Raw genomic sequence first — 20,095 nt, forward strand, 5'->3', positions numbered from 1 at the left:
TTTTTTCACCTTATTGTTATGTTCTCTCTTAGTATATTTTTTAAAGGTTTCGGTATTGGTAGCGGACTTATTGTAGCAATTGGAGCTCAAAATGCTTTTGTTTTAAAACAAGGCCTTAAACAGCAATATGTATTTTGGTTATGTTTAATCTGTGCGCTCTCCGACTCGATTCTAATCGCTTTTGGTGTATTAGGTTTTGCCGAAATCATGACCGCATCACCGATCTTAATTACGGTCGCTAAATATTTAGGGGCAACGTTCTTATTGGTTTACGGCGCGAAAGCATTCTACGCGGCCTTTAAGTCCACCCAAAGCATGGAGCTTGGTAGCGGTCAAAAACAGACTCTAACTCAAGCACTAGTGACCTGTCTTGCCTTTACTTGGCTCAACCCACATGTCTATTTAGATACCATTGTTCTGATTGGTTCAGTGGCAACCCAGCTAGAAGACAAAATTAGTTTTGCTTTGGGCAGCATTGTAGCCTCGTGGATTTTCTTTTTCAGTTTGGGCTATGGTGCAAGATTATTAAAACCGTTATTTACCAATCCAAAAGCTTGGAAGGTTTTAGACTTTATTATTGGTTGCGTTATGTGGAGTATCGCAATATCACTACTCATCTAGTTCATTTAAAACAGCAAAAAGTACCATGTTTGAATGGTACTTTTATGCACTCAAAACTATGCTTCTGAGCCCAACACCAGTTTTGACTGTTTTCTTTCTTGCTGTGACTGTTTTATAACAGCATAGCCAGAAGATACGCCCAAGTACGCAATGACAAAGGCAACAAATAAATCAGGAAATACACTACCTGTTCCAAATACTCCAACCGCCGCTAGAATTACCGCAACATTGGCAATAGAGTCGTTTCTGCTGCACAACCAGACAGAACGCATATTGGCATCTCCATCACGGAATGCGTAAAGCATAAGCGCGACAGAAACGTTAGCAACTAAAGCCATCACGCCAATTGCGCCCATCACCATAGCTTCGGGTGGAACACCATGAAAATATGACCAGACCACTTTTCCAATGACAAAAATACCAAAAGCTGCCATCGTTATTCCTTTCACTAATGCCGCCGTTGCACGCCAATATAAGCTCATCGAAAGAACGACTAACGATAACGCATAGTTCGCTGCATCTCCGGCAAAATCTAATGCATCTGCCCACAGTGAAACTGATTGGGCTTTATAACCCCCAAAAATTTCTACCACAAACATCAATGCATTAATGACAAGTGCAATCCATAACGCTTTTCTAAATCGTGGACTCACTTTCTTTGAAGGAGAACATGTCGAAGCACAACCACATCCAGCCATTTTATTTCCTCAAGAACTCTTTTATAGTGATTAGAAACCCTTGAGTAGCTCCAGAGTCAAGCCTTATGAATCTTTCTATTGGTCAATTATCAAAAAAAGCGGATGTTCCAATTGATACGATCCGTTATTACGAAAAAGTAGGTGTACTTGATCGTATCCAACGTTCAGAAAATAATTATCGTGTTTATACTGAGCAAACACTGGGTGACCTATTGTTTATTAAGCATTGCCGTGAACTCGATATTTCACTCAGTGATATTAAAACATTAAAAGAAATGAAAACTCAGCCTAAACAGGCATGTACAAAAATTGATAACTTAGTAGATAAATACTTAAATGAAGTATCAGAAAAAATTGAACGATTATTGCTTTTAAAGGAATCTTTAATTGATTTAAAACAGCACTGCTCTACCAATCGAACAGTAGATGAATGTGGGATTTTAAAAGAACTGCAAAGCTCTCTTTAAATCTATTTTGATAAATTCATACAAATAAAAAAGCACCACTCATGTGATGCTTTTTAAGATTAATGATCGCTATGTTCATCTGGGGGAACTTCGGTAATTCTCCCACCCCGAGCTAAAAATGCGGCGATTTCATCTTCCAGCGCTTGGCGCTGTTTCTGTTTAGCAGTGACAGTCAGCGTTTCTGCCGCAGCAAGATCAGTATCACTCATACTGCCTGCTTCTTCATCAGCCGCACCGCTTTCAGCTGCTTTCGCTTCATCTTCATCTACAGCAGAATCTTCTGCATCTTCATAATCATTGATATCTGACATTTCACACTCCCCAGAATGATTTTATTGCATCATTGCTATGGTCCCAAGACCTCAGAAATTTAGCAACCTCTTTGCATTTAGCAAAGAGCCAATTTGGTCAATTACGTATCTTTTATAACCAAATTGGTAATGATATATAAATGATTGTTCAAAAATTATCTACTGGCATTTAATTCGCTCAGTAGAATAGGCCCAGTAAATATTTTAATGCCTATAGCGGGTACTTTGTAAAGCCCCTAAACCATTTGCTTGTTGCATAAATCGCTCTTTTAAAGCAGGAGTCTGCTCAACCTGCTTAAGCCCCATATTGCGAGCCCAAACTATTGGAAATAATTCACTACTTTCAAGCCAACCAATTGCCGACATGCTATGCATCATTGCATCATTCTGACCTTTACGGCGATGCTCATAACGCATTAAAGTTTGTTCATGAGCCCATGCACCACGGTTTAAATCGTGAAGCAGTGCATCACACAGCACTGCTGCATCCAGACAGCCGATATTTACCCCTTGTCCAGCAAGTGGGTGAATCACATGTGCAGCATCACCAAGCAAAGCTAAGCCTGCTTTTACATATTGTTTTGCAGCACGAGCTTTCAGCGGAAATTGTGCTCTAGAACGAACTTCTAACACCTCACCCAACATGTGTTGACTTTGTTGAGTTAAAAGCTGCATAAAATCGGTATCGTTTAAAGCTGAATATTCATCGGCATAATCATCTGGTAGTGTCCAGACAATTGATTGCCAGTAGCCGTTTTCAGTTTCTTCAAGACTTGCCATAGGTAAGTATGCCAAAGGTCCTGTAGGTAAGAAAATTTGACGGGCAACATAATGATGAGGTTTTGCAGTTCTAATGGCACAGCTAATCGCTGCTTGTTTGTAATCCAGTACATCGAGGTCAATAAAAGCCTGTTCACGAACAAATGAATTAGCGCCATCTGCACCAATAAGCAGTTTAGTTTTAAGCGTAGTACCATCTGCCAATTGAATATGCCAACAACCAACACCCTGCTCAATACGAGTAACACGCACTTGGGTACGGTAATCTGTAAGCTGTTGCAACATTTTTTGTTGAATAGCGACATTCAGTACACTTGGCTCTACCATAGAACCCAAGGCTTGCTCTGGCATCGGTCTTTGTTGCGACTCTTGGCCAAAATTAATTTCACCATAGCCATTAAGATTCCAGACTTGCATGCCTGTATAAGGCATTTGGCGTGCAAGATCATCCCAAACATTTACCGTTTTCAGCAAATGAATAGTCGCTTGGCTGAGCGCTAAAACACGTGGATTCATCACGCTTAATGTTTTCTCAACATCAAGTACAGGAGCCGCATCAAGCACTGTGGGCTGTACGCCACCTTGCGCAAGTAATAAAGCAGTTAAACCACCAACCAATCCACCACCAACAATGACGACATCCAACACTTCACTCATGCTTTTAACCCCATTGCATAGTTAGCCACCAATGGTTTTACACCCGGAATGACATCAAATGCGATTAAACCCGTATTACGAATTAATTTTAATAATGGATTTTGGTTACTAAAACCACGGACTACAGTGTCACAGAACTTAATTACTCGCTGCTGATCTGATAATCGAGCTTGTTCATAGGCAAGTAAGTTATCAGGGGCACCTAGATCATCAGAACTGGTTAACTGATTCACTAAATAACGCACTAAAACATCTGCATCACGTAGGCATAAATTAAAACCTTGTCCTGCAACCGGATGAATTGTATGTGCTGCATTCCCCATTAAAATAACGCGGCCAACAGCTTGTTTATGGGCAAGCACTTGTGAAAGTGGATAACTAAAACGCTTACCCGTTTTTTCAAATTTACCCGCTCGATCACCGTAGGTTTGTTGCAAAGCACTTAAAAAGTGTTGGTCATTTTCTTCACCTAGCCATTCATTTTCGGTGCCTTTTTTCACAGGCCATACGACCGAGCGGCGGTACTCACCAGGCAAAGGCAATAAGGCTAAAGGGCCTAAAGCACTAAACCGTTCAAAACCTACCTGCTCATGCGGTTTTGATGTCTGAACCGTAGTGACAATTGCAACCTGATCATAATCATGGACATCCACACCAACGCCAATTGCCTGACGACAAAAAGAATCGCGTCCATCAGCCGCAATTAATAATTTTGACTCAAGTTTTAAGGTTTCTTCACCACGTTGAGCTTCAATATGCACTTGTTCAGCATCTTGAGTTAAAGCCGTAACTTGTACGCCATCAATCAGCTCAATCAAAGGTTGTTGACGCACTTGAGTTAACAGAACACGACCAAGCCAAGCATTTTCAATCACTTGCCCAAAGCTTTCAACTTTTTCTTGCTCTGCGATTAAGCGTGCTTTACCAAAACTGCCTTGCTCAGTAATGTGAACTTGTAAAATTGGAGTAGCATGTTGCTGTAATGCATCCCACAACCCTAGCTTCTGATAAATCTGTACGCTACGACGTGATAAAGCCGTATTACGTGCATCAAAACTCGAATGGTAAGGGGCAACATTTTGATCATCATAGTTTGGGTATTTCACAGCTTCTAATAGCTTTACCGCAATATTGGCCTTCGCCAGCATGAGCGAAAGGCTCAAACCAACCATACCCCCACCTACAATAATCACTTGTTGTTGCATCGAGTTTTGCTCCTTGGGCGAATACGTTTAATTATGCTTTAGCTTGCGCCATTAAATGTTCAATATCTGCAATATCTTTAACTACATTAGCAGTTAAAACTCGTGGCCCTTTCGATGTTGCGACCACATCATCTTCAATACGAATACCGATACCACGCCATTTTTCATCTACAGTTTCATCATCTGGCGCAATGTATAAACCAGGTTCCACTGTAATAACCATACCCTCTTCGTATTGACGCCAGTCTTCACCTTTTTTGTAAGATCCAACATCGTGTACATCCATACCTAACCAATGTCCTGTGCCATGCATATAAAACTGACGGTATGCTTCGGTTTGGATAAGTTCGTTAACTTCGCCTTTGAGCAAACCTAAATTAACTAAGCCTTCAGTTAAAATTTTGACTGCAACTTCATGAGGTTCACGGTAAGAATTACCAATACGAACTGCGTCAATGGCCGCATATTGGGAAGCCAATACAACTTCATATAATGCTTTTTGCTCAGCACTAAATTTACCATTTACTGGAAAAGTACGGGTAATATCCGAAGCATAGAATTCATATTCACATGCAGCATCAATCAAGACTAAATCACCATTTTTTAATGGCTTATTATTTTCAACATAGTGCAAAACACAAGCATTCGCACCACCGCCTACAATACTGTTATAAGACGGGACACAACCATTTTTCCCAAAAATATAATTGAGTTCAGCTTCAAGAGCATATTCCATCATTTCTGGGTGTACCGTTTGCATCGCACGAGTATGTGCCTCGGCACTAATGTTTGCAGCAATTTGCATTAGCTCAAGTTCTTGTGGTGACTTGACCAAACGCATTTCATCAACAATACGGTCGAGCTGGAGCAATTGAGCTGGAGCACTCTCATGTCGGTGTTCGTCATCTGCTTTTTTAATCCACTGACTCACCCGCGCATCAAACGCAGCATTGTGCCCAATTCGATAATAAAGACGCTCTTTATTTAATAATTTTTCAATAATCTCTTCATCAAGCAAATCAATTACGTATGCTTCATCAGCATCATAGTCTTCAACTGCACCATCAACTCCAGCACGAAAACCATTCCAGATTTCCATCTCACGATTGCGTTCACGGCAAAAAAGACTATAGCTATAATCATCGTCCTCGAAAGTTTCAATGACAGCAACCGCCTCAGGCTCAGCAAAGCCCGTCAAATAGAAAAAACTACTATCGGCGCGGAATTTATAATCCGCATCACGATTACGGTACATTTCCTCACGCGTTGCAATAATTGCAATACTGTTTGGACCCATTTTTTCTGCCAGACGGTCTCTACGATGTCGAAAATCAGCTTGAGGCAATTTCATAATGATCTACTTGATTTAGAATTTTAAAGTTAAAAAATAAAATACAACCAATAACACATCGCCTCAATTAACTTGGGCGATGTGGAGTAAACATTTCTACAATAGTTTGCTCTGTGTCTACAGCAGCAGATTTAATTTTTGCATGAAAGTTTTTCAATAAAGAACTTTCAGATACAGTGATTTTTTTTCTACCAATAGACAAGCTTACAGGTATTAAGCGTACAAATTCATACAATTCTTCGTAACTGCTTTCACCTTCCTCATCATTATCAGAGTCTTCAAATTCGACTGCTGCAATATCTTGAAGGTTCTCAATCAACTCACGTTCATCATCACGAATATGACCCGATGCCAACCCAAAACCTAATACAACACCTGCACACCAATCTGATAATGCTTGTACACGCTCTTGAAGTGGGTGCTCATCATCAGGAAGCATTGGTAAATAATCTAATTCATCATCAGATATAGCGTGCACAACATCTTCTGCTTCATCAGTTAAAAGTACTAAAGCATCTTCACTTAACGCTGGCACATTAAGGGTTGTTAAAATTTGTGACCATTCTTCACGCGTTGGCGCTTCTGTCACACAAACAATACCTGTTAACAAACCATGTAACTCACTAGGGCTTGAAATTTCTTCAATTCCTTCAAAATGAGCGTTCCAATCTGTCCAGCCTGAAATATCGTCTTGCATTCGTTTATCCAATCTCTATACTTTGTATATATTACCTTTGATTGCAATTCTGTGCGACCTCGTTATGTTAGAACAATTACAGCGGCTACAAGCGCATATTAGCGTATTAAAAACACGCTTACATCATTTAGAGAGTGAACATGCGACACTCTCAGAAGCTAAAGAACTGGCTGAAACAGAGCATCACGCACAAGTTGTGCAAAAAAATAGTATTATCACTAAAAAACAAGAGGAAATTGAGTCGGTAACTGAGCAACTATCTCAGTTAAAAGGTCAATTTCAGCAATTGAATCAGGATGCTAACACACTTGCTGAACGTTATAGCCGACTAGAAAAAAGTACGACTGATTTAAAAAATCGTTTTCAAGAAATTCTTGCCGAACGCAATGAATTACGTGTGGCAAAAGAAAAGTTACAAGCCCACCAGCGTCAAACCCAACAGGAGCTTCATGATTTACAACAAGATCGTGATCGTTTGTTACAAAAAAATGAGCTTGCTAAATCAAAAGTTGAAGCCATTATTCAACGTTTAGGAATTTTAGGTACTGCCCAAGATCAGCATACTCAAGAAATTCAGCAACTTGCCCATCCAAATGCTGAAACTGGTGAGGAGACCCAATCATGAGTGAACAAGTCATGGTAGAGCTTAGGCTGATTGAGCAGACCTTTAGACTCGCGACTACTTTAGATAAAAAAGATGAACTTGAACGTGCAGCAGAACTTCTCAATGAGAAATTTAATGAAATGCGCCGTAGTGCTCCACGTGTTGAGCACAATAAACTGGTCATTATGGTTGCTCTACAATTGACTCAAGAAGTACTAAGCCTTAATAAGTCTTTGCAAGAATACACTCACTGTGAACGTTTACTGCAAACAATATTGGATGATGTTGAACAAATTGTTTAATAAACAATCTACAAGAAAATGCCTTGCTCTATGAATAATAGATGCAAGGCGTTTTTTATTGAGGCTATCTAGCACATTGAAAATTAATTTATGCTTGTGAGTGTACAAAGCTTCATCAAACGCAAACTAAGTTTACAGTTCCAGAGGTTTAGGTGATTGCCAATAGGGTCAGATCGGTTATACTTAAGTTGTCTCTGGGATGTTCGCCAGCGGGTCTATTCCCCTGCCGATACTTAAACTTATGGATGTGTTCTGTATATTTAGAGTGTATGCCTACCTTCGTGTAGGAAACCCAGCAAGTATACGTCGCGTCCACCTTGAACTCATCGGGTTCAGGGTAACGACACATGCAGCGGCATCTTCGGAGCATTTATTTACTTATAAAAACAATAACTTAAGACCAGCAACACCCTTTTAAAAACCTATTATTGTCCACCCAAACAATCAAAAATAGGCTTATAGTAGGCTTCAAAAATATTGTGGTATATTGCTGCGTATCGTTTCGTACTTTCTAAGTCACCATGACCCAAAGATATAAACTTACAAAAACATTTATCGACAACATCCCGCTCGAAGAAACGGGAACTAAATTTTATCGTGACTCAGTTACTATTGGTTTTGGTTTAATTGCAACAAAGTCAAAAACTTATTTTGTTGAAACGAGAATGCCCGATGGCCGAAACAAAAGGAAGTCCATTGGTAAACATGGCGTATATACTCTTGAGCAAGCACGCACGGAAGCTAAAAAAATATTGTTAATGATGCACCAAGGCATTGATCCAGTTGCTCAAAAAAGACAATTAAAGAATGACTTTAAATCCGAAAAGGAAGCAAACGAATTAATTCCAACGCTTGAACAGGCCTATGAAGTCTACAAAACTAAAAAGAAGCTAAGCGCTAATACGATTGATGCTTATGACCGATGTGCCAATGATTATTTTAAAGATTGGAAAAACATCAAAATTACTGAAATTACTCAGAAAATGACTTTAAATAAGCATATGGATTTATCTGAGCGAAGTTTAGCGCAGGCAAATCTTGCAATGAAGTTTTTATCAGCTGTTTATAACTTCAATGCCTCAATTCTATATAACGATAATGATGAAAAAATTATCACAGAAAAAAGCCCTGTTGGGGTTATCTATAAAGAGAAGAAATGGAACAAGATAAAACGCCGTAAGGGATATATTCGAGCAGACCAGATACATGACTGGTCACTTGCTGTGTGTACAACATGGTGGGCAGGCAACCAAAATCTAAATCATCGTGCATACACAAATCAGGACTTCTTACTCCTATTGATCCTAACCGGATTCCGCAGAGAAGAAGGCGAAACACTGGAATGGGCAAATGTTGACTTAAAATATGGAACTATAAAAATTCAGGACCCTAAAAATCATGAAGATCTTCTCCTACCGATGGGAGAAATGCTTTGGTATATATTGGCTGAACGAAAAAAACTTACTGGCAATAATAAATACGTGTTCGCTGGCGATACGCTTGATTCACATATCGTTGATAAGCGTGAAGCTCGCCATACGATTACTGAAACAACTGGTATTCAATTTACATTTCATGACTTGCGGAGAACCTTCGGAACAATCGCAAATAGTTTAGCGATTGGTAGTTACACAATTAAAAAACTCATTAATCACATGGTTGGTGATGATGATAATGATGTAACCGATGGGTATGTCCAAGTGACTTTTGATGATCTTCGTAAAGCTATGAATATGATTGAAAATGTTGTGTTATCTGATATTTCAAAAGCTTTGATAAAAAACAGAATCTACTTTGAACAAAAATCAATAAGGAATATGAAAGAAAAATGGATTGAGCATAACAATATTATTATAAGCAGATATTCTGAATAGTTGGGCTGATTACGATGGTCCTAAATATTAAATTACTTACTAAAAAGTTGAGAAATAGCAAATGAAAGATTGGGTTTACTTTTATATCGAACACACAATTAAATATGGTGAACCATTCTATAAAGAAATAGGCTGGTCATTAGGTTTGAAAAATAACTACATAGTTATGAGCATAACTCAAAATTAAAAAGGATGATGTAGAGTTTAAAGCTATTAACTGATAAAATTAATAGCTTTAAATTTATATTATACTGGCTTACTTAAAACTAGAATATATTTTCCATTTATAAGTTTCGAAATAGAATAATTTGTCATTACTTCAGAATACCCTTGTTCAATTAAAAAATTATTTATAAGACTTTCATTTAACTCTTGCCCTTGCAAGTTAATACCGTTAAAAGGAAAATTCCACTCGTGCTCTAAAAATCCTGCTTTATTTATAAACGTAGTCTTTAGCTCACCATTTGTAAAATATGTCAATACATAAGGATGCCTACCAGCGTGCACCACCCCATTAAAGCTATTTGTAAACTTTCCTATTTGTTTAAAATCTGGACTTCCAATTAAATTCTTTTTATATGATTTGCATTTAATCATTTTCCCAACTGAATCCAACAATAATGTAGCTTCCATATAATCAGGTTTATATTCATCCTCATTTATATATAATTTACTATGTGGTTTTGTTTTTATACTTACTGAGCCATAAGGTTCAATAATTATTGGTGGATCACACTTTTCAACCTCAAGTATGTATTGTTTATCAAATACAGCATATATACCAAAAATAGGAACTGGTTTATCTTTATAGTTTATTAATACAATATCGTCAATTCTCTCTGCAGATAAAGAATTCCAAGAACTATTATAATATGCAGCTACGGAGTTCCCTATTTTTTTCGAGGATAAAAGAATTGTTATTGCTGTTGATAAAACTATGATTAAAGGTCTAAAGTAGTCATCAACAATCTGAATTATTTCTGCTATATCCATTGCTTTTACCCCATAAATGACAATTTTAAAATGTTTATATCATACAAAAATTCTAAAGATATTAATTATTTTCTCTTGCATAGTAATTACTAGAAGATAGAAATGGGGTAATGATAATGTGTGCAAACTATGAACCTATATCAAAAGACCGGGTACACCTACTAGATCTCTTTGAACCTACTTTCGAATATAAAGCGGATGTTTACCCGGGTTACGACTGCCCTCTTATATTTTCCAATGATGGCCATATCGAATGGCGGCAAGTAAAGTTCGGTATGATTCCGCCGTGGAACCATGATCTTAAGTTTTCTAAGTTCACATATAACGCTAGAACAGAAACAGTAAATAAAAAGCCTAGCTTTCGTCATGCATGGGCTAAAAGTCAGTTTGCATTAATACCAGTCGAAAAGATTTATGAACCAAGATATGTAAATGGCAAAGCAGAACGCTGGGGAATTTATAGAGAAGACGGCTTACCTTTTACTGTTGCAGCAATTTACGATTCAACTGTTATTGATGGGCAGCAAGTTCGATCAATGTCGATGTTGACTATCAATGCAGATAACCACCCTTTCATGAGTCAATTCCATAAGCCGGAAGATGAAAAGAGATCTATCATCGTTATTCCTGAGGAGTATCGAGAAGATTGGTTGAACTGCAAGAAAGAAGATGCAGATCAATTTTTCTTTGAGATGCCTATCGCGGAATTTACGTCGAATTATTTTCCAAAGACCAATAAAAAACCGCCAGCCTAAGCCAGCGGTCTTAAAATTAGTTAATATAAAACAATTTAGTTAGTACAGCTTGAAGTAATCAGCCACTTGAAGTAAGTCAGCTATTAAGCTTAATACTTTCACGCCGAAGATAAATATCTTCGTCATAGCAATCTCCGTCTAATGAAGCATTGCCTTATGCCAAGTTTTGCGCTTTAATAACGTTACTGCGTAGCGAATTTTATCGCCGAAGTCAGCGTCGAAAACGTCGCGGACTAGAGTTAAATTTCACATCGCAATCTCCGTCGTTAAAGTCAATAACGTTGTCAGCGTTACAGACTTCAGCGAACTGTGTTGTAAAGCAATGCAGATAAGTTTTACTACCCTCAGTTGATAAGTTCCGGCAAGAAGTAGTCAACTGAGGGTAGCTCCAATTCCTTCCAAAATTAATCAATAATAAATTACCGAGTTTCATGGCTTGGAATATAGAAGCATTGTGCCCTATGTGCTTAAGATATGGGATTTTTTCTAGTAGAGCAATCTTGACTTTATAGTAATTTTTTATCTTTTTGATATATCGGTATATACCATAGCAAAACTATTAAAAAACATGTTTAGATAACTTTGTGGATAAGTCAAAAATCAATAACTTACGCAAGAATTAATGTTTACTGAAATTTCTTGATATAAATTCATTTTAACTTTCATACACTTTATTTCGTGTTTTACTTATTTTTAGAGTAATTTCCGACCAAATACATTTTTGGCAACGACACTCTTTGACTTCTATTTGTTTATCCACAACTTTTTAAATTTGAATTTCAACTGTGCTCTAGCATATCATCTTGAATACGTTACAAATTCAAGCTAGGGGATATTCTATGAGCGAAATTGCACCATCCATTATCCAGATAAAACCGTACCTTACCCAAGGTATTGTTTTATCTGAGGCCTTATCTATCAAGCAAGTTGTTCCAACAACACACATGCTTGTGCCTTATGCTTTAGAGAAGATCAACGCTGGCTTTCCATCCCCTGCCCAAGATTACATCGACAAAGCTCTCGATATGAACGAGCACTTAATAAAAAATGAAACTGCTACGTTTATTGTCAAAGTTGCTTCGCTTTCTATGTTAAATGCAGGCATTGATATTGATGATGAACTAATTGTCGATCGCAGTCTCGATGCAAAACACGGTGATATTGTTGTTGCGCTTATTGATAATGATTTTACTGTTAAGCGTCTAATGATCGATGAAAAAGGCCAATGGCTAAAAGCAGAAAATCCAGATTACAAAGATATTCATTTATTAGATGGTCAAGAGCTGCTTATTTGGGGCGTTGTCACCTGCATCATTAAAATGATTAGAAACTCATGAAACATGAGAACAAAGTCTTTTTCTTGATTGACGTCAATAACATGTATGTTTCATGTGAGAGAGTCTTTGACCCAAGTTTGAACAATAAGCCTGTAATTGTTCTGAGCAATAATGACGGTTGCGCCGTGGCGCGCAGCAACGAATCCAAAGCCCTAAATATAAAAATGGGTGTGCCGTTATTCCAGATCAAAGATATTGTTCAACAACATAACGTAATCGTACTTTCAAGCAACTATGCAATGTACGCAGAAATGTCACGGCGCTTTCATAAGATTCTTAGCTCGTACGTAACCGCAGAGGAAGTTGAACCTTATTCGATTGATGAGTGCTTTGTTGATTTCACCGCTTATGAAAAGAACTTTGATTTAGAAAAAGTTGGCCAAGAGATGCGTCAACAAATATGGAAATGGCTAGGTCTTCCAGTCTGCGTAGGTATCGGCAGAAGTAAAACAGAATCAAAGATTGCCAATCATATAGCGAAAAAGAATGCTGGTTTTAACGGTGTTTGTGATTTAGTAAATATGGATCCTTGCAATAAAGAATATTACTTTTCACAGATCGATGTGGGCGAGGTTTGGGGAGTTGGCCGCAAGCATGCTAAAAAACTTCACAGCATGGGAGTTAGAAGTGTTTTAGATTTAGCCTGCACAGAGGCTAGAGAAATGCAGAGACAGTTTTCTATTGTTATGGCAAGGACGATAAACGAATTACAAGGCATCTCATGCATTGAAATTGAAGACACCCCACCCTCTAAAAAGCAAATAATAAAGTCATGTTCATTTGGTGCCAAAGTTACAGAGCTCTATGACCTAAAAGAAGCAATCGGGATGCATGCTCAAGAAGCCTGTAAAAGGCTAAGAGATGATGAGTCTCTATGCGGCTGTTTAATTGTTTTTGTTCAATCAAGCCCATTTGATGAAAGTGCTCCTTTTTATAATAAATCCATAAGTTATGCGTTTCCTGAGCCTACCGATTGCGCCTTGGATTTTGTTAAGGCCGCAGTGGTTATGGTAAGCCACATATTTAAAGAAGGTATCAAATACAAAAAATGTGGCGTTGTGCTGACATGCTTAGAGCCAAAATCAGGCCACACATATGGCCTTCTCACTGACTTTGAACAAATAGAAAAGAAAGAACAGCTAATGGAGGCCCTTGATAGTGTTCATACAAGGTTCGGCAAGAAGAAGATAGGTATTGGGACTTGCTATGTGCCTAGCCGAAATTGGTCGATGTCTAGAGATAAGTTAAGCAATGATCCTTTTAGGTGGGATGAGTTATTGACAATTAAAAACTAATTATCAAATATATATCAAACTTCTTTAGAAAAATTATGACATGAACCAAATTGAACAGACTCAAAGTGATATTGATACATTAATAGGAGAAGTTGATAGTTTTTCAGCACTCATCCAGAATAAAGCAAAAGAATATAATCAAATGTATTCTGGAATAGGAATGAGTAATCCATGGGATGCTGAAATAAAACCTTATATTGATAACTTTATTACAACTTACAAAATAAAAAAGAACTTATACTCATATGCAAGTCTTACAAAAATTAAAGATGATTTAAACCGTATAGTAAATAAATTAATGAAACTACACGATTCCTTTGAATCAGATATACCCCTTGTAGAAGGTATTGATTTACTAAGAAAAATTCAATATGAAACTAAAGAAACATTAAACCAATTTTATGAATATGGCACAGAGAACGAGTTATCTGAAACGGAATTTAATTATTTACTAGAAGAAATTTCAAGAATTAGGCCAGATATTACCAGCTCAATAAACAATGAATTATACAACAAACTAAATAAAACCAACAAAATAAAACTTTCCAAAAATTTAATAAAAATTTTTAACAAATTAAATAATACTAAAACTAGTAATGACATTGAAGAAATCAATGACTTAGTAACCAATATTGAAAATATATTTCTATGGGTTGAACTAGATGACAAATCAAAAGAAATACAACAATCCCTAACACAAATGAGCGAAAATTCAATAATTTATAACATTTCACCCATAACAACAGGTTATGAAGATGAATGTGAAAAATTAACAAAGAAAATAGATGCTCTAAATGTAATTATAATCATATTATTATGCTTATTAATTACAGTATTTTTAATCAAGATTATTGCACCATTTATTATTGCATTAATTCTTAAAGTTATGAAAGTAGATTTCAATTATTCTAATGATATTTACTCTTATGTTAGTTTCATTTCATTAATATTATCAATATCTGCTTTGACTGCTTATTTTGTAAGGGACAGAAATAGATTAATTAAAATTCATGATCAATATAAAATAAATGTTTTAGAACTTTCAACTTTACCTAAATACATGGGTGATTTAGATCGAGTTCAAAAAAGACAATTATATATTGACCTTTCACATAATTTTTTCCGTGGGTCAGCACCTAATCAAGATAACAATAAAAACTCAAATAATGAATTAGAAGGATTATCAAAGTCCATAGCTGAACTTTCTAAAATAGTTTCAAATTTAAAAGGAATAATAAAATGAAGTGTATATATTGTAAAAAAGAAGTAATAGGTAAAGAAAAAACTAATGAACATGTAATTCCTCAATGGATAATAAAAAAATTAGATATAAAAAAAAAGCAGTTATCTTTTACCTCAATATCAGAAAAGCTTGAAGTCTTTAAACCAACCACTCCTATTCCACATACTTTTACCCATAAAGTTTGTGCAACCTGTAATAATGGATGGTTATGTGATATTGATGAATCATGTAAAGATCTCCTAGAAGTTATGATAGATGGAAAGGAGGCTAAAGACTTTCTTAATCGAGAGAGTGTAGAAAAACTAAGAACTCTTATATATAAGATTTTTCTAAATTTCTTCGCTACTAGTCCAAGCTCTTTTAAAGAAAAAAAATTAAACTTTTATCATGATTTTTTTAAAACAAAAAAACCTCCAGAAAATGTCTACCTCTTTGTTACACCATTTATAAATGACAAAATTTTCAGTATGAATCATTTAGATGGATGGCAACAATTATATGAGAATCAAATTATTGATGATGATGGGTCAGGTTTAAGATTTAAATTTTATTTACAATTAGGTGAAACAGCTTTGGTTTTGTGCAGTTCGGGTGATAAAAGAAATATGATTGTTTACGATGAGAGATATTTAATCCCATTATATATAAGCCGTTTTTCTATACCTACAAATTTCGAACAGACTACACCTGACTTTCATCCAGCTCTAAGAACTGAAGTTAATCATTTTTTATATGATTCTATTCGTGTTTCGAGAGCATTAATTTTTAAGTAAACATTCACATATATTTTGCTAGACTAAAATTCGTCTAGCAAAATAATTTTTAATAGATCATGAAATACGATTAGCAATCCAGCCATAAAAGAATTGCTCTTGCGTTGGATTTCGCTCACAGATTTCGATGTAGCGTTGACCTTGCATGATATTCAGCACTCGAACTAATACCTTTTCGCCCTCTTTCCCACGTTTGGCCAAATAGGTCTTTAGAGCTCCCAAAGTTGTTGAGCCATAAACTCCATCAACAACAAGATCAGGAAAACCAGCTTTACCTTGGTTATTCAGCAAGTTCAATGCACGTTGTAATAGTGGTTTAGTAAATCCGGTACCACAATTCACACCTGTATCTAAAAGCTCTTCAGCAACTAACGAGCTAATTACATTCACCTGATCAAACCGTGGATCTGTCCAGTACTGTTTTTTATAAATTGCCTTTGCAGTTTCAAGCGGCAAATCCTTCATGTTTCCTTTAAATCCGTTTGCTCGAGCAACTGCTTCAGTAATACCGTATTTAGTAGCACCACCTCGATCAGCAGGGTTATTTACATAACCACCTTCACGTTTAATAAGTTCTTCAAGATATTGTTCAATATTCATTTCAATTTCCTTTAGATGTAAAAAAAACCGCCCGAAGGCGGCATTTAAAGTTGAATAGTTACTGTTGATTTGAATCTTCAGTTTCTTTCTTTTGTTTATTGGTAGATCCAAAATAGAAGGCAATCACAGCACTTGATAACCCAAGCAACGTGCCTAGTGACACGTTTAATAAATCACGGTTTTTGTCTGGATATTCAATAAAGAACAAACCAAGAACACAGAGGAATGACATGGCAATAACCATGTACGCCAAATATGTCCGAGTGTTTTCACTACTCATCACCATCCCCTTTTAAACGTTTTTTAGTCAGCTCATATTGCTTCGTTTGAAGCGCATGAATTTCGTCCTTACGCTTCTCATCTCGTTTTTTGAAATAAAGATTTGTTAGGTAGGTTGCTATACCGATTAAGATTGAAAAGACAACGGCCCAATCAATTTTGCCTATTACACCGATCAAGCTGCCTCCTACTACATAGCCATAAGTAAATTTTGTTGCAGTAGCAGCCGCCGTACTTGCAGCAGCTTCTACTACACTATTTGTTTGATCGTTCATGCATGCCTTCCTCCAGATCGTAGGCAAAAAAAACACCCGTTTGGGTGCTAAGAATTAATTTAAATTAACCTTCAGAAGTACTTTGAGTAATCTGATTAGTATAGTTCCAGACTGTGTTTTCCCATACATCACGTACTGCTACACGAATGTAATATGGTGTTGTTGGTTGTAACCCTCCAAAAGTAGTTGTTAATTCTGTGCCCGTCCATGAAGGCGGCATTTGTGTAGGATCGAAATTAGAAGTACTGCTGAGCCATACTGCATAATCTTTCAGGTCTGGTACTTCGCTCGGTACCCAATTCAATGTAATAGAATCTACCATTGCGGCTGTATAAACATTTAGGAGTACTGGCGGTACCGGATTACTAATACTTAGTTCAGCATACGTGCTGATCTGGTCACCGTTCTTACTTGCTACACGGATTGTATAAGCTCGGCCTATTCCATCAGTTTTAGCCTCTTCAATCGAATAGCTGTAATCCGTATTTGTTGTATCAACTTGACGAATCATTGCCCCATTCGACCAAACTTGCACTCGATAACCATCTGCCCCGGTTGAGCTTTGCCATTGAACCTTAAACGTGGTACCAACAAACGGCGATTGCAGCGATAGACCTTTCACACCCGCAGGACGTCCACCAGACAATGTATAGCTATAAGCGGTTACCTCATCTAATGTTTGCTCTTTTCGCTCCAATCCATTAAAGCTAGTGAACTTTAAGAAGATCTGTTTACCTACCAGATTTTCATTATATGGATATTCAAAAATAGCTCGATCAAGACGAACAAAAGGCTCACCAGCATTATGAATCTGAGCATCATCAAAGCGTCCACGCAGGACATCACTTAATGTATAAAGGCCTGTCCCGGTTAACGTAGCCACTTGATAATTAAAATACTCGTCACCTACTTTACATAGCGTTTGATCGGCTTGAGCATCTTGTAAGGTCCCGCTGAAGATGCGACTTGCTGTATTGAGCTCAACTTGCAAGGCTGTATCATCTGCATCAATCGCTGTGACAAGCTGGCCATAACGTGCTGAACCATAAATAGTACCGATCATTTCATAAGTCGTATTATCAAGGCTGGCCCAAACGTTACAACCACCCCAATTAATACCACCTGAAACAGCCACCCAAACTTGATTCTTGCCATCTGTTAGATCTAGCGGAGGTTCGAATATAGCTGGAGCATTCACATTACCCGGTTCTTCGTTGCCGCCTTGATAACCATTAGAAGCTTGTGAATCATATTCAATAGCGGATCTTGAACCAACGGCTAATTCTTCAGCCGTGATCGTTAATTCACCGAACTCATCTTCCTCAATACGTGTGATACGTACAGGAAATTGATTTAGGCCCAGAGCTTCATCAGTAATGGTGACAATATCCATTGGTTCTAAACGGCAATACTTCCACCCCAAAGAAAATTCATATTCATTACGCACATAAAGCAGTCGCTGTAAGCGAAGTTGCGCCGCATGACGGGCTATTTTTGGCTCACAAAAGTAATGGCTTTCTACTGGATCCTCAGTACGTAAGCCGAACATTTCAATGTTTGCTTGGTCCTTGGCCTCAGTCGTTTCTGTGTTGTACTGGTTGTAACGATTGATGTATTCAATCTGCACATGATTATAAGCATCCGTATCACGACTACGGCGTACTCGTACTGGCTCATCGTCACTAATAAAATCATCATCAGTTAAGTGATAAACCGGTGTGAGATCCGGAGTAAAAGTAATGCCGTTACCAGTAATTGCAGAATCACCAAAGGATCTAATTTTTAAACCATCTGGACTTGGTACAACAGCACAATTTACAGCTTCGACAATCTCATTGATTGTTTCATATGCTGGCCGTTGTTCAGTAAATGCTGGGCTAATTAAAAGATTTGCTGCACGGCAATATGTGCGGAACTCTTCTAAATCTGCCATATTCAAATTAGGTGCAGCACCGTGCCGAGGATGTGTAATAAAGTCTTCTATCACATCAGCCGGATTAGCATCATCAATAGAATCTGACAGAGTAATTGTGCTAATCACTTCAAAGTTGTGATTTGAAAGACTGGCACTATTTCCCATCTCATAATTAGCACATGCTACATATCCCAAAAATGGATAGTTAATTGCCTGATCTGGATGCTTAGAAACTAACCAGCCCCACGGCGGGTTATTGTTCCCATCATATAATTCAAACTTTAGCTGATCGATTGGATCTAGCGTAATAGATCCCTCCAGCTTTGGTATGTACTGTTCTTTATCAACCCAAATCAGGCCAATCTTTTTAATCTGATTTTCACACAATCCAAGCATGAGTGAAGCACTATAACTAAATGTTGTATTGCTGGTTTTAGTACTCCCACCTTTACCGCCTGATTTCTCAACAGTAGTGTGAGGCGTTGCTAAGAAATCACCGTACCAGAACATGTTCGCAGCCACACGAGTTTTACCATACACAAGAGGCTGGCAAAGCCCGTAAGCTGATTGTTGAATCCGCATAGAGTTAATACGGGTATCAGTAGTACTAATCGTGGTACCGCCAAATAATCCACCCATTATTTCAGCCTCTTCATACGAAAAAAGCCCGCTATACGGCGGGCTAAACTTCCTTTTGTTCCATCTTGGATAATGACTCCCTGATGGAGATAACTGTGAATGACCTGCGGCCATTCGATGACAATTGCACCATGACTGATACATTTGCCAAATTGATATAAAACGATGTCACCCGGTTGTGGTGGCCCTTCTACTGGATCACATACACCTAAGATAAGTTCTAAATAACGTTGCCCCATCTGATGCATGTGCCAATCAGGAGGATATGGCCGTGGGTCTAAATGATCAATAAGCCCTACTTTCTCGTAAACCTCACAGATTAAAGTTCCACAATCTACCCCAACTCCTTTTACTCGCCCTTGGTGATGATATGGAGTACCTAGCCATTTAAGCGCCTCTTTTACTGCTTCAAGGTTCTTCATAG

Annotated in this window: 22 protein-coding genes and 1 other RNA gene; 11 read left to right on the forward strand and 12 right to left on the reverse strand. The window is 37.5% G+C overall.

Features of this window, described 5'->3' with window-relative positions; translation table 11 throughout:
• The first annotated feature begins 18 nt into the window (after positions 1-18).
• Positions 19-621 (forward strand): LysE/ArgO family amino acid transporter, encoded by a 603-nt coding sequence (locus AC2117_RS13190; RefSeq protein WP_133974681.1) that lies wholly within the window; start codon positions 19-21, stop codon positions 619-621.
• Positions 622-677: 56 nt separating this feature from the next.
• Here the strand turns inward: AC2117_RS13190 and AC2117_RS13195 are convergent, their stop codons facing one another.
• Positions 678-1,319, reverse strand: coding sequence for a cation transporter (locus tag AC2117_RS13195; RefSeq protein WP_133974683.1), 642 nt, complete (start codon positions 1,317-1,319; stop codon positions 678-680).
• A gap of 65 nt (positions 1,320-1,384) precedes the next feature.
• Here AC2117_RS13195 and AC2117_RS13200 point away from each other — a divergent pair, with 65 nt between their 5' ends.
• Positions 1,385-1,786, forward strand: a complete 402-nt coding sequence (locus AC2117_RS13200) for a MerR family transcriptional regulator (RefSeq protein WP_133974685.1) — start codon at positions 1,385-1,387, stop codon at positions 1,784-1,786.
• Between the two features lie 59 nt (positions 1,787-1,845).
• On the opposite strand, the gene AC2117_RS13205 is transcribed toward AC2117_RS13200, so the two are convergent.
• The 5 genes from AC2117_RS13205 to AC2117_RS13225 form a co-directional block, all read right to left on the reverse strand.
• Positions 1,846-2,097: a hypothetical protein gene (locus AC2117_RS13205; protein ID WP_133974686.1), complete on the reverse strand. Its 252-nt coding sequence runs from the start codon at positions 2,095-2,097 to the stop codon at positions 1,846-1,848.
• A 204-nt stretch (positions 2,098-2,301) separates the two neighbouring features.
• Complete coding sequence (locus AC2117_RS13210; protein WP_133974688.1) at positions 2,302-3,534, reverse strand: FAD-dependent monooxygenase; 1,233 nt, start codon at positions 3,532-3,534, stop codon at positions 2,302-2,304.
• Positions 3,531-4,739 carry a 2-octaprenyl-6-methoxyphenyl hydroxylase gene (gene ubiH, locus AC2117_RS13215; protein WP_133974690.1) on the reverse strand — a complete coding sequence of 403 codons (1,209 nt, stop codon included), beginning with the start codon at positions 4,737-4,739 and terminating at the stop codon, positions 3,531-3,533. The genes AC2117_RS13210 and ubiH overlap by 4 nt, the downstream gene beginning before the upstream one ends.
• Before the next feature lie 31 nt (positions 4,740-4,770).
• Complete coding sequence (gene pepP / locus AC2117_RS13220) at positions 4,771-6,090, reverse strand: Xaa-Pro aminopeptidase (RefSeq protein WP_133974692.1); 1,320 nt, start codon at positions 6,088-6,090, stop codon at positions 4,771-4,773.
• A gap of 67 nt (positions 6,091-6,157) precedes the next feature.
• Positions 6,158-6,787 (reverse strand): UPF0149 family protein, encoded by a 630-nt coding sequence (locus AC2117_RS13225; RefSeq protein ID WP_133974694.1) that lies wholly within the window; start codon positions 6,785-6,787, stop codon positions 6,158-6,160.
• A gap of 64 nt (positions 6,788-6,851) precedes the next feature.
• On the opposite strand from AC2117_RS13225, the gene AC2117_RS13230 reads away from it, so the two are divergent.
• The 4 genes from AC2117_RS13230 (at position 6,852) to AC2117_RS13245 (ending at position 9,567) form a co-directional block, all read left to right on the forward strand.
• Positions 6,852-7,412: a hypothetical protein gene (locus AC2117_RS13230; protein WP_133974696.1), complete on the forward strand. Its 561-nt coding sequence runs from the start codon at positions 6,852-6,854 to the stop codon at positions 7,410-7,412.
• Entirely contained in the window at positions 7,409-7,693 is a 285-nt protein-coding gene (locus AC2117_RS13235) for a cell division protein ZapA (protein WP_003652859.1), read from the forward strand. The genes AC2117_RS13230 and AC2117_RS13235 overlap by 4 nt, the downstream gene beginning before the upstream one ends.
• Positions 7,694-7,881: 188 nt before the next feature.
• A non-coding RNA gene (gene ssrS, locus AC2117_RS13240) (6S RNA) lies at positions 7,882-8,065 on the forward strand.
• A gap of 149 nt (positions 8,066-8,214) precedes the next feature.
• Complete coding sequence (locus tag AC2117_RS13245; RefSeq protein ID WP_133974697.1) at positions 8,215-9,567, forward strand: tyrosine-type recombinase/integrase; 1,353 nt, start codon at positions 8,215-8,217, stop codon at positions 9,565-9,567.
• A gap of 246 nt (positions 9,568-9,813) precedes the next feature.
• Here the strand turns inward: AC2117_RS13245 and AC2117_RS13250 are convergent, their stop codons facing one another.
• Complete coding sequence (locus AC2117_RS13250) at positions 9,814-10,560, reverse strand: hypothetical protein (protein ID WP_133974699.1); 747 nt, start codon at positions 10,558-10,560, stop codon at positions 9,814-9,816.
• Between the two features lie 116 nt (positions 10,561-10,676).
• On the opposite strand from AC2117_RS13250, the gene AC2117_RS13255 reads away from it, so the two are divergent.
• From AC2117_RS13255 to AC2117_RS13275, 5 genes are all read left to right on the forward strand, one after another.
• A complete protein-coding gene (locus tag AC2117_RS13255; RefSeq protein WP_133974701.1) occupies positions 10,677-11,315 on the forward strand; it encodes an SOS response-associated peptidase in 639 nt (212 codons plus the stop codon).
• Between the two features lie 839 nt (positions 11,316-12,154).
• Positions 12,155-12,652, forward strand: coding sequence for a LexA family protein (locus AC2117_RS13260; protein ID WP_133974703.1), 498 nt, complete (start codon positions 12,155-12,157; stop codon positions 12,650-12,652).
• Complete coding sequence (locus tag AC2117_RS13265; RefSeq protein ID WP_133974705.1) at positions 12,649-13,947, forward strand: Y-family DNA polymerase; 1,299 nt, start codon at positions 12,649-12,651, stop codon at positions 13,945-13,947. The genes AC2117_RS13260 and AC2117_RS13265 overlap by 4 nt, the downstream gene beginning before the upstream one ends.
• 40 nt (positions 13,948-13,987) lie before the next feature.
• A complete protein-coding gene (locus AC2117_RS13270) occupies positions 13,988-15,190 on the forward strand; it encodes a hypothetical protein (protein ID WP_133974707.1) in 1,203 nt (400 codons plus the stop codon).
• The gene (locus AC2117_RS13275; RefSeq protein WP_133974708.1) at positions 15,187-15,963 is read left to right on the forward strand and encodes a hypothetical protein; all 777 of its coding nucleotides are present in this window, start codon (positions 15,187-15,189) and stop codon (positions 15,961-15,963) included. The genes AC2117_RS13270 and AC2117_RS13275 overlap by 4 nt, the downstream gene beginning before the upstream one ends.
• Before the next feature lie 57 nt (positions 15,964-16,020).
• Here AC2117_RS13275 and AC2117_RS13280 read toward each other — a convergent pair whose 3' ends face one another.
• The 5 genes from AC2117_RS13280 to AC2117_RS13300 form a co-directional block, all read right to left on the reverse strand.
• The gene (locus tag AC2117_RS13280) at positions 16,021-16,563 is read right to left on the reverse strand and encodes a glycoside hydrolase family 108 protein (RefSeq protein WP_133974710.1); all 543 of its coding nucleotides are present in this window, start codon (positions 16,561-16,563) and stop codon (positions 16,021-16,023) included.
• 58 nt (positions 16,564-16,621) lie between these two features.
• On the reverse strand, positions 16,622-16,843 hold the full coding sequence (locus AC2117_RS13285; RefSeq protein ID WP_111849279.1) for a hypothetical protein: 222 nt from the start codon (positions 16,841-16,843) through the stop codon (positions 16,622-16,624).
• Positions 16,836-17,117: a phage holin gene (locus AC2117_RS13290; protein ID WP_133974712.1), complete on the reverse strand. Its 282-nt coding sequence runs from the start codon at positions 17,115-17,117 to the stop codon at positions 16,836-16,838. The genes AC2117_RS13285 and AC2117_RS13290 overlap by 8 nt, the downstream gene beginning before the upstream one ends.
• Before the next feature lie 64 nt (positions 17,118-17,181).
• Positions 17,182-19,671 (reverse strand): phage tail protein, encoded by a 2,490-nt coding sequence (locus AC2117_RS13295; RefSeq protein ID WP_133974714.1) that lies wholly within the window; start codon positions 19,669-19,671, stop codon positions 17,182-17,184.
• Entirely contained in the window at positions 19,671-20,093 is a 423-nt protein-coding gene (locus AC2117_RS13300; protein ID WP_133974716.1) for a C40 family peptidase, read from the reverse strand. The genes AC2117_RS13295 and AC2117_RS13300 overlap by 1 nt, the downstream gene beginning before the upstream one ends.
• Between the last annotated feature and the right edge of the window lie 2 nt (positions 20,094-20,095).

This window comes from Acinetobacter calcoaceticus (genome assembly GCF_900520355.1).
GTDB lineage: Bacteria > Pseudomonadota > Gammaproteobacteria > Pseudomonadales > Moraxellaceae > Acinetobacter > Acinetobacter calcoaceticus_C.

Excerpts from the sequence above, each read along its gene's own strand:
- AC2117_RS13190 (WP_133974681.1), top strand. The coding sequence starts at position 19 with ATGTTCTCTCTTAGTATATTTTTTAAAGGTTTCGGTATTGGTAGCGGA.
- AC2117_RS13195 (WP_133974683.1), bottom strand. The coding sequence starts at position 1,319 with ATGGCTGGATGTGGTTGTGCTTCGACATGTTCTCCTTCAAAGAAAGTG.
- AC2117_RS13200 (WP_133974685.1), top strand. The coding sequence starts at position 1,385 with ATGAATCTTTCTATTGGTCAATTATCAAAAAAAGCGGATGTTCCAATT.
- AC2117_RS13205 (WP_133974686.1), bottom strand. The coding sequence starts at position 2,097 with ATGTCAGATATCAATGATTATGAAGATGCAGAAGATTCTGCTGTAGAT.
- AC2117_RS13210 (WP_133974688.1), bottom strand. The coding sequence starts at position 3,534 with ATGAGTGAAGTGTTGGATGTCGTCATTGTTGGTGGTGGATTGGTTGGT.
- ubiH (WP_133974690.1), bottom strand. The coding sequence starts at position 4,739 with ATGCAACAACAAGTGATTATTGTAGGTGGGGGTATGGTTGGTTTGAGC.
- pepP (WP_133974692.1), bottom strand. The coding sequence starts at position 6,090 with ATGAAATTGCCTCAAGCTGATTTTCGACATCGTAGAGACCGTCTGGCA.
- AC2117_RS13225 (WP_133974694.1), bottom strand. The coding sequence starts at position 6,787 with ATGCAAGACGATATTTCAGGCTGGACAGATTGGAACGCTCATTTTGAA.
- AC2117_RS13230 (WP_133974696.1), top strand. The coding sequence starts at position 6,852 with ATGTTAGAACAATTACAGCGGCTACAAGCGCATATTAGCGTATTAAAA.
- AC2117_RS13235 (WP_003652859.1), top strand. The coding sequence starts at position 7,409 with ATGAGTGAACAAGTCATGGTAGAGCTTAGGCTGATTGAGCAGACCTTT.
- AC2117_RS13245 (WP_133974697.1), top strand. The coding sequence starts at position 8,215 with ATGACCCAAAGATATAAACTTACAAAAACATTTATCGACAACATCCCG.
- AC2117_RS13250 (WP_133974699.1), bottom strand. The coding sequence starts at position 10,560 with ATGGATATAGCAGAAATAATTCAGATTGTTGATGACTACTTTAGACCT.
- AC2117_RS13255 (WP_133974701.1), top strand. The coding sequence starts at position 10,677 with ATGTGTGCAAACTATGAACCTATATCAAAAGACCGGGTACACCTACTA.
- AC2117_RS13260 (WP_133974703.1), top strand. The coding sequence starts at position 12,155 with ATGAGCGAAATTGCACCATCCATTATCCAGATAAAACCGTACCTTACC.
- AC2117_RS13265 (WP_133974705.1), top strand. The coding sequence starts at position 12,649 with ATGAAACATGAGAACAAAGTCTTTTTCTTGATTGACGTCAATAACATG.
- AC2117_RS13270 (WP_133974707.1), top strand. The coding sequence starts at position 13,988 with ATGAACCAAATTGAACAGACTCAAAGTGATATTGATACATTAATAGGA.
- AC2117_RS13275 (WP_133974708.1), top strand. The coding sequence starts at position 15,187 with ATGAAGTGTATATATTGTAAAAAAGAAGTAATAGGTAAAGAAAAAACT.
- AC2117_RS13280 (WP_133974710.1), bottom strand. The coding sequence starts at position 16,563 with ATGAATATTGAACAATATCTTGAAGAACTTATTAAACGTGAAGGTGGT.
- AC2117_RS13285 (WP_111849279.1), bottom strand. The coding sequence starts at position 16,843 with ATGAGTAGTGAAAACACTCGGACATATTTGGCGTACATGGTTATTGCC.
- AC2117_RS13290 (WP_133974712.1), bottom strand. The coding sequence starts at position 17,117 with ATGAACGATCAAACAAATAGTGTAGTAGAAGCTGCTGCAAGTACGGCG.
- AC2117_RS13295 (WP_133974714.1), bottom strand. The coding sequence starts at position 19,671 with ATGGGTGGATTATTTGGCGGTACCACGATTAGTACTACTGATACCCGT.
- AC2117_RS13300 (WP_133974716.1), bottom strand. The coding sequence starts at position 20,093 with ATGAAGAACCTTGAAGCAGTAAAAGAGGCGCTTAAATGGCTAGGTACT.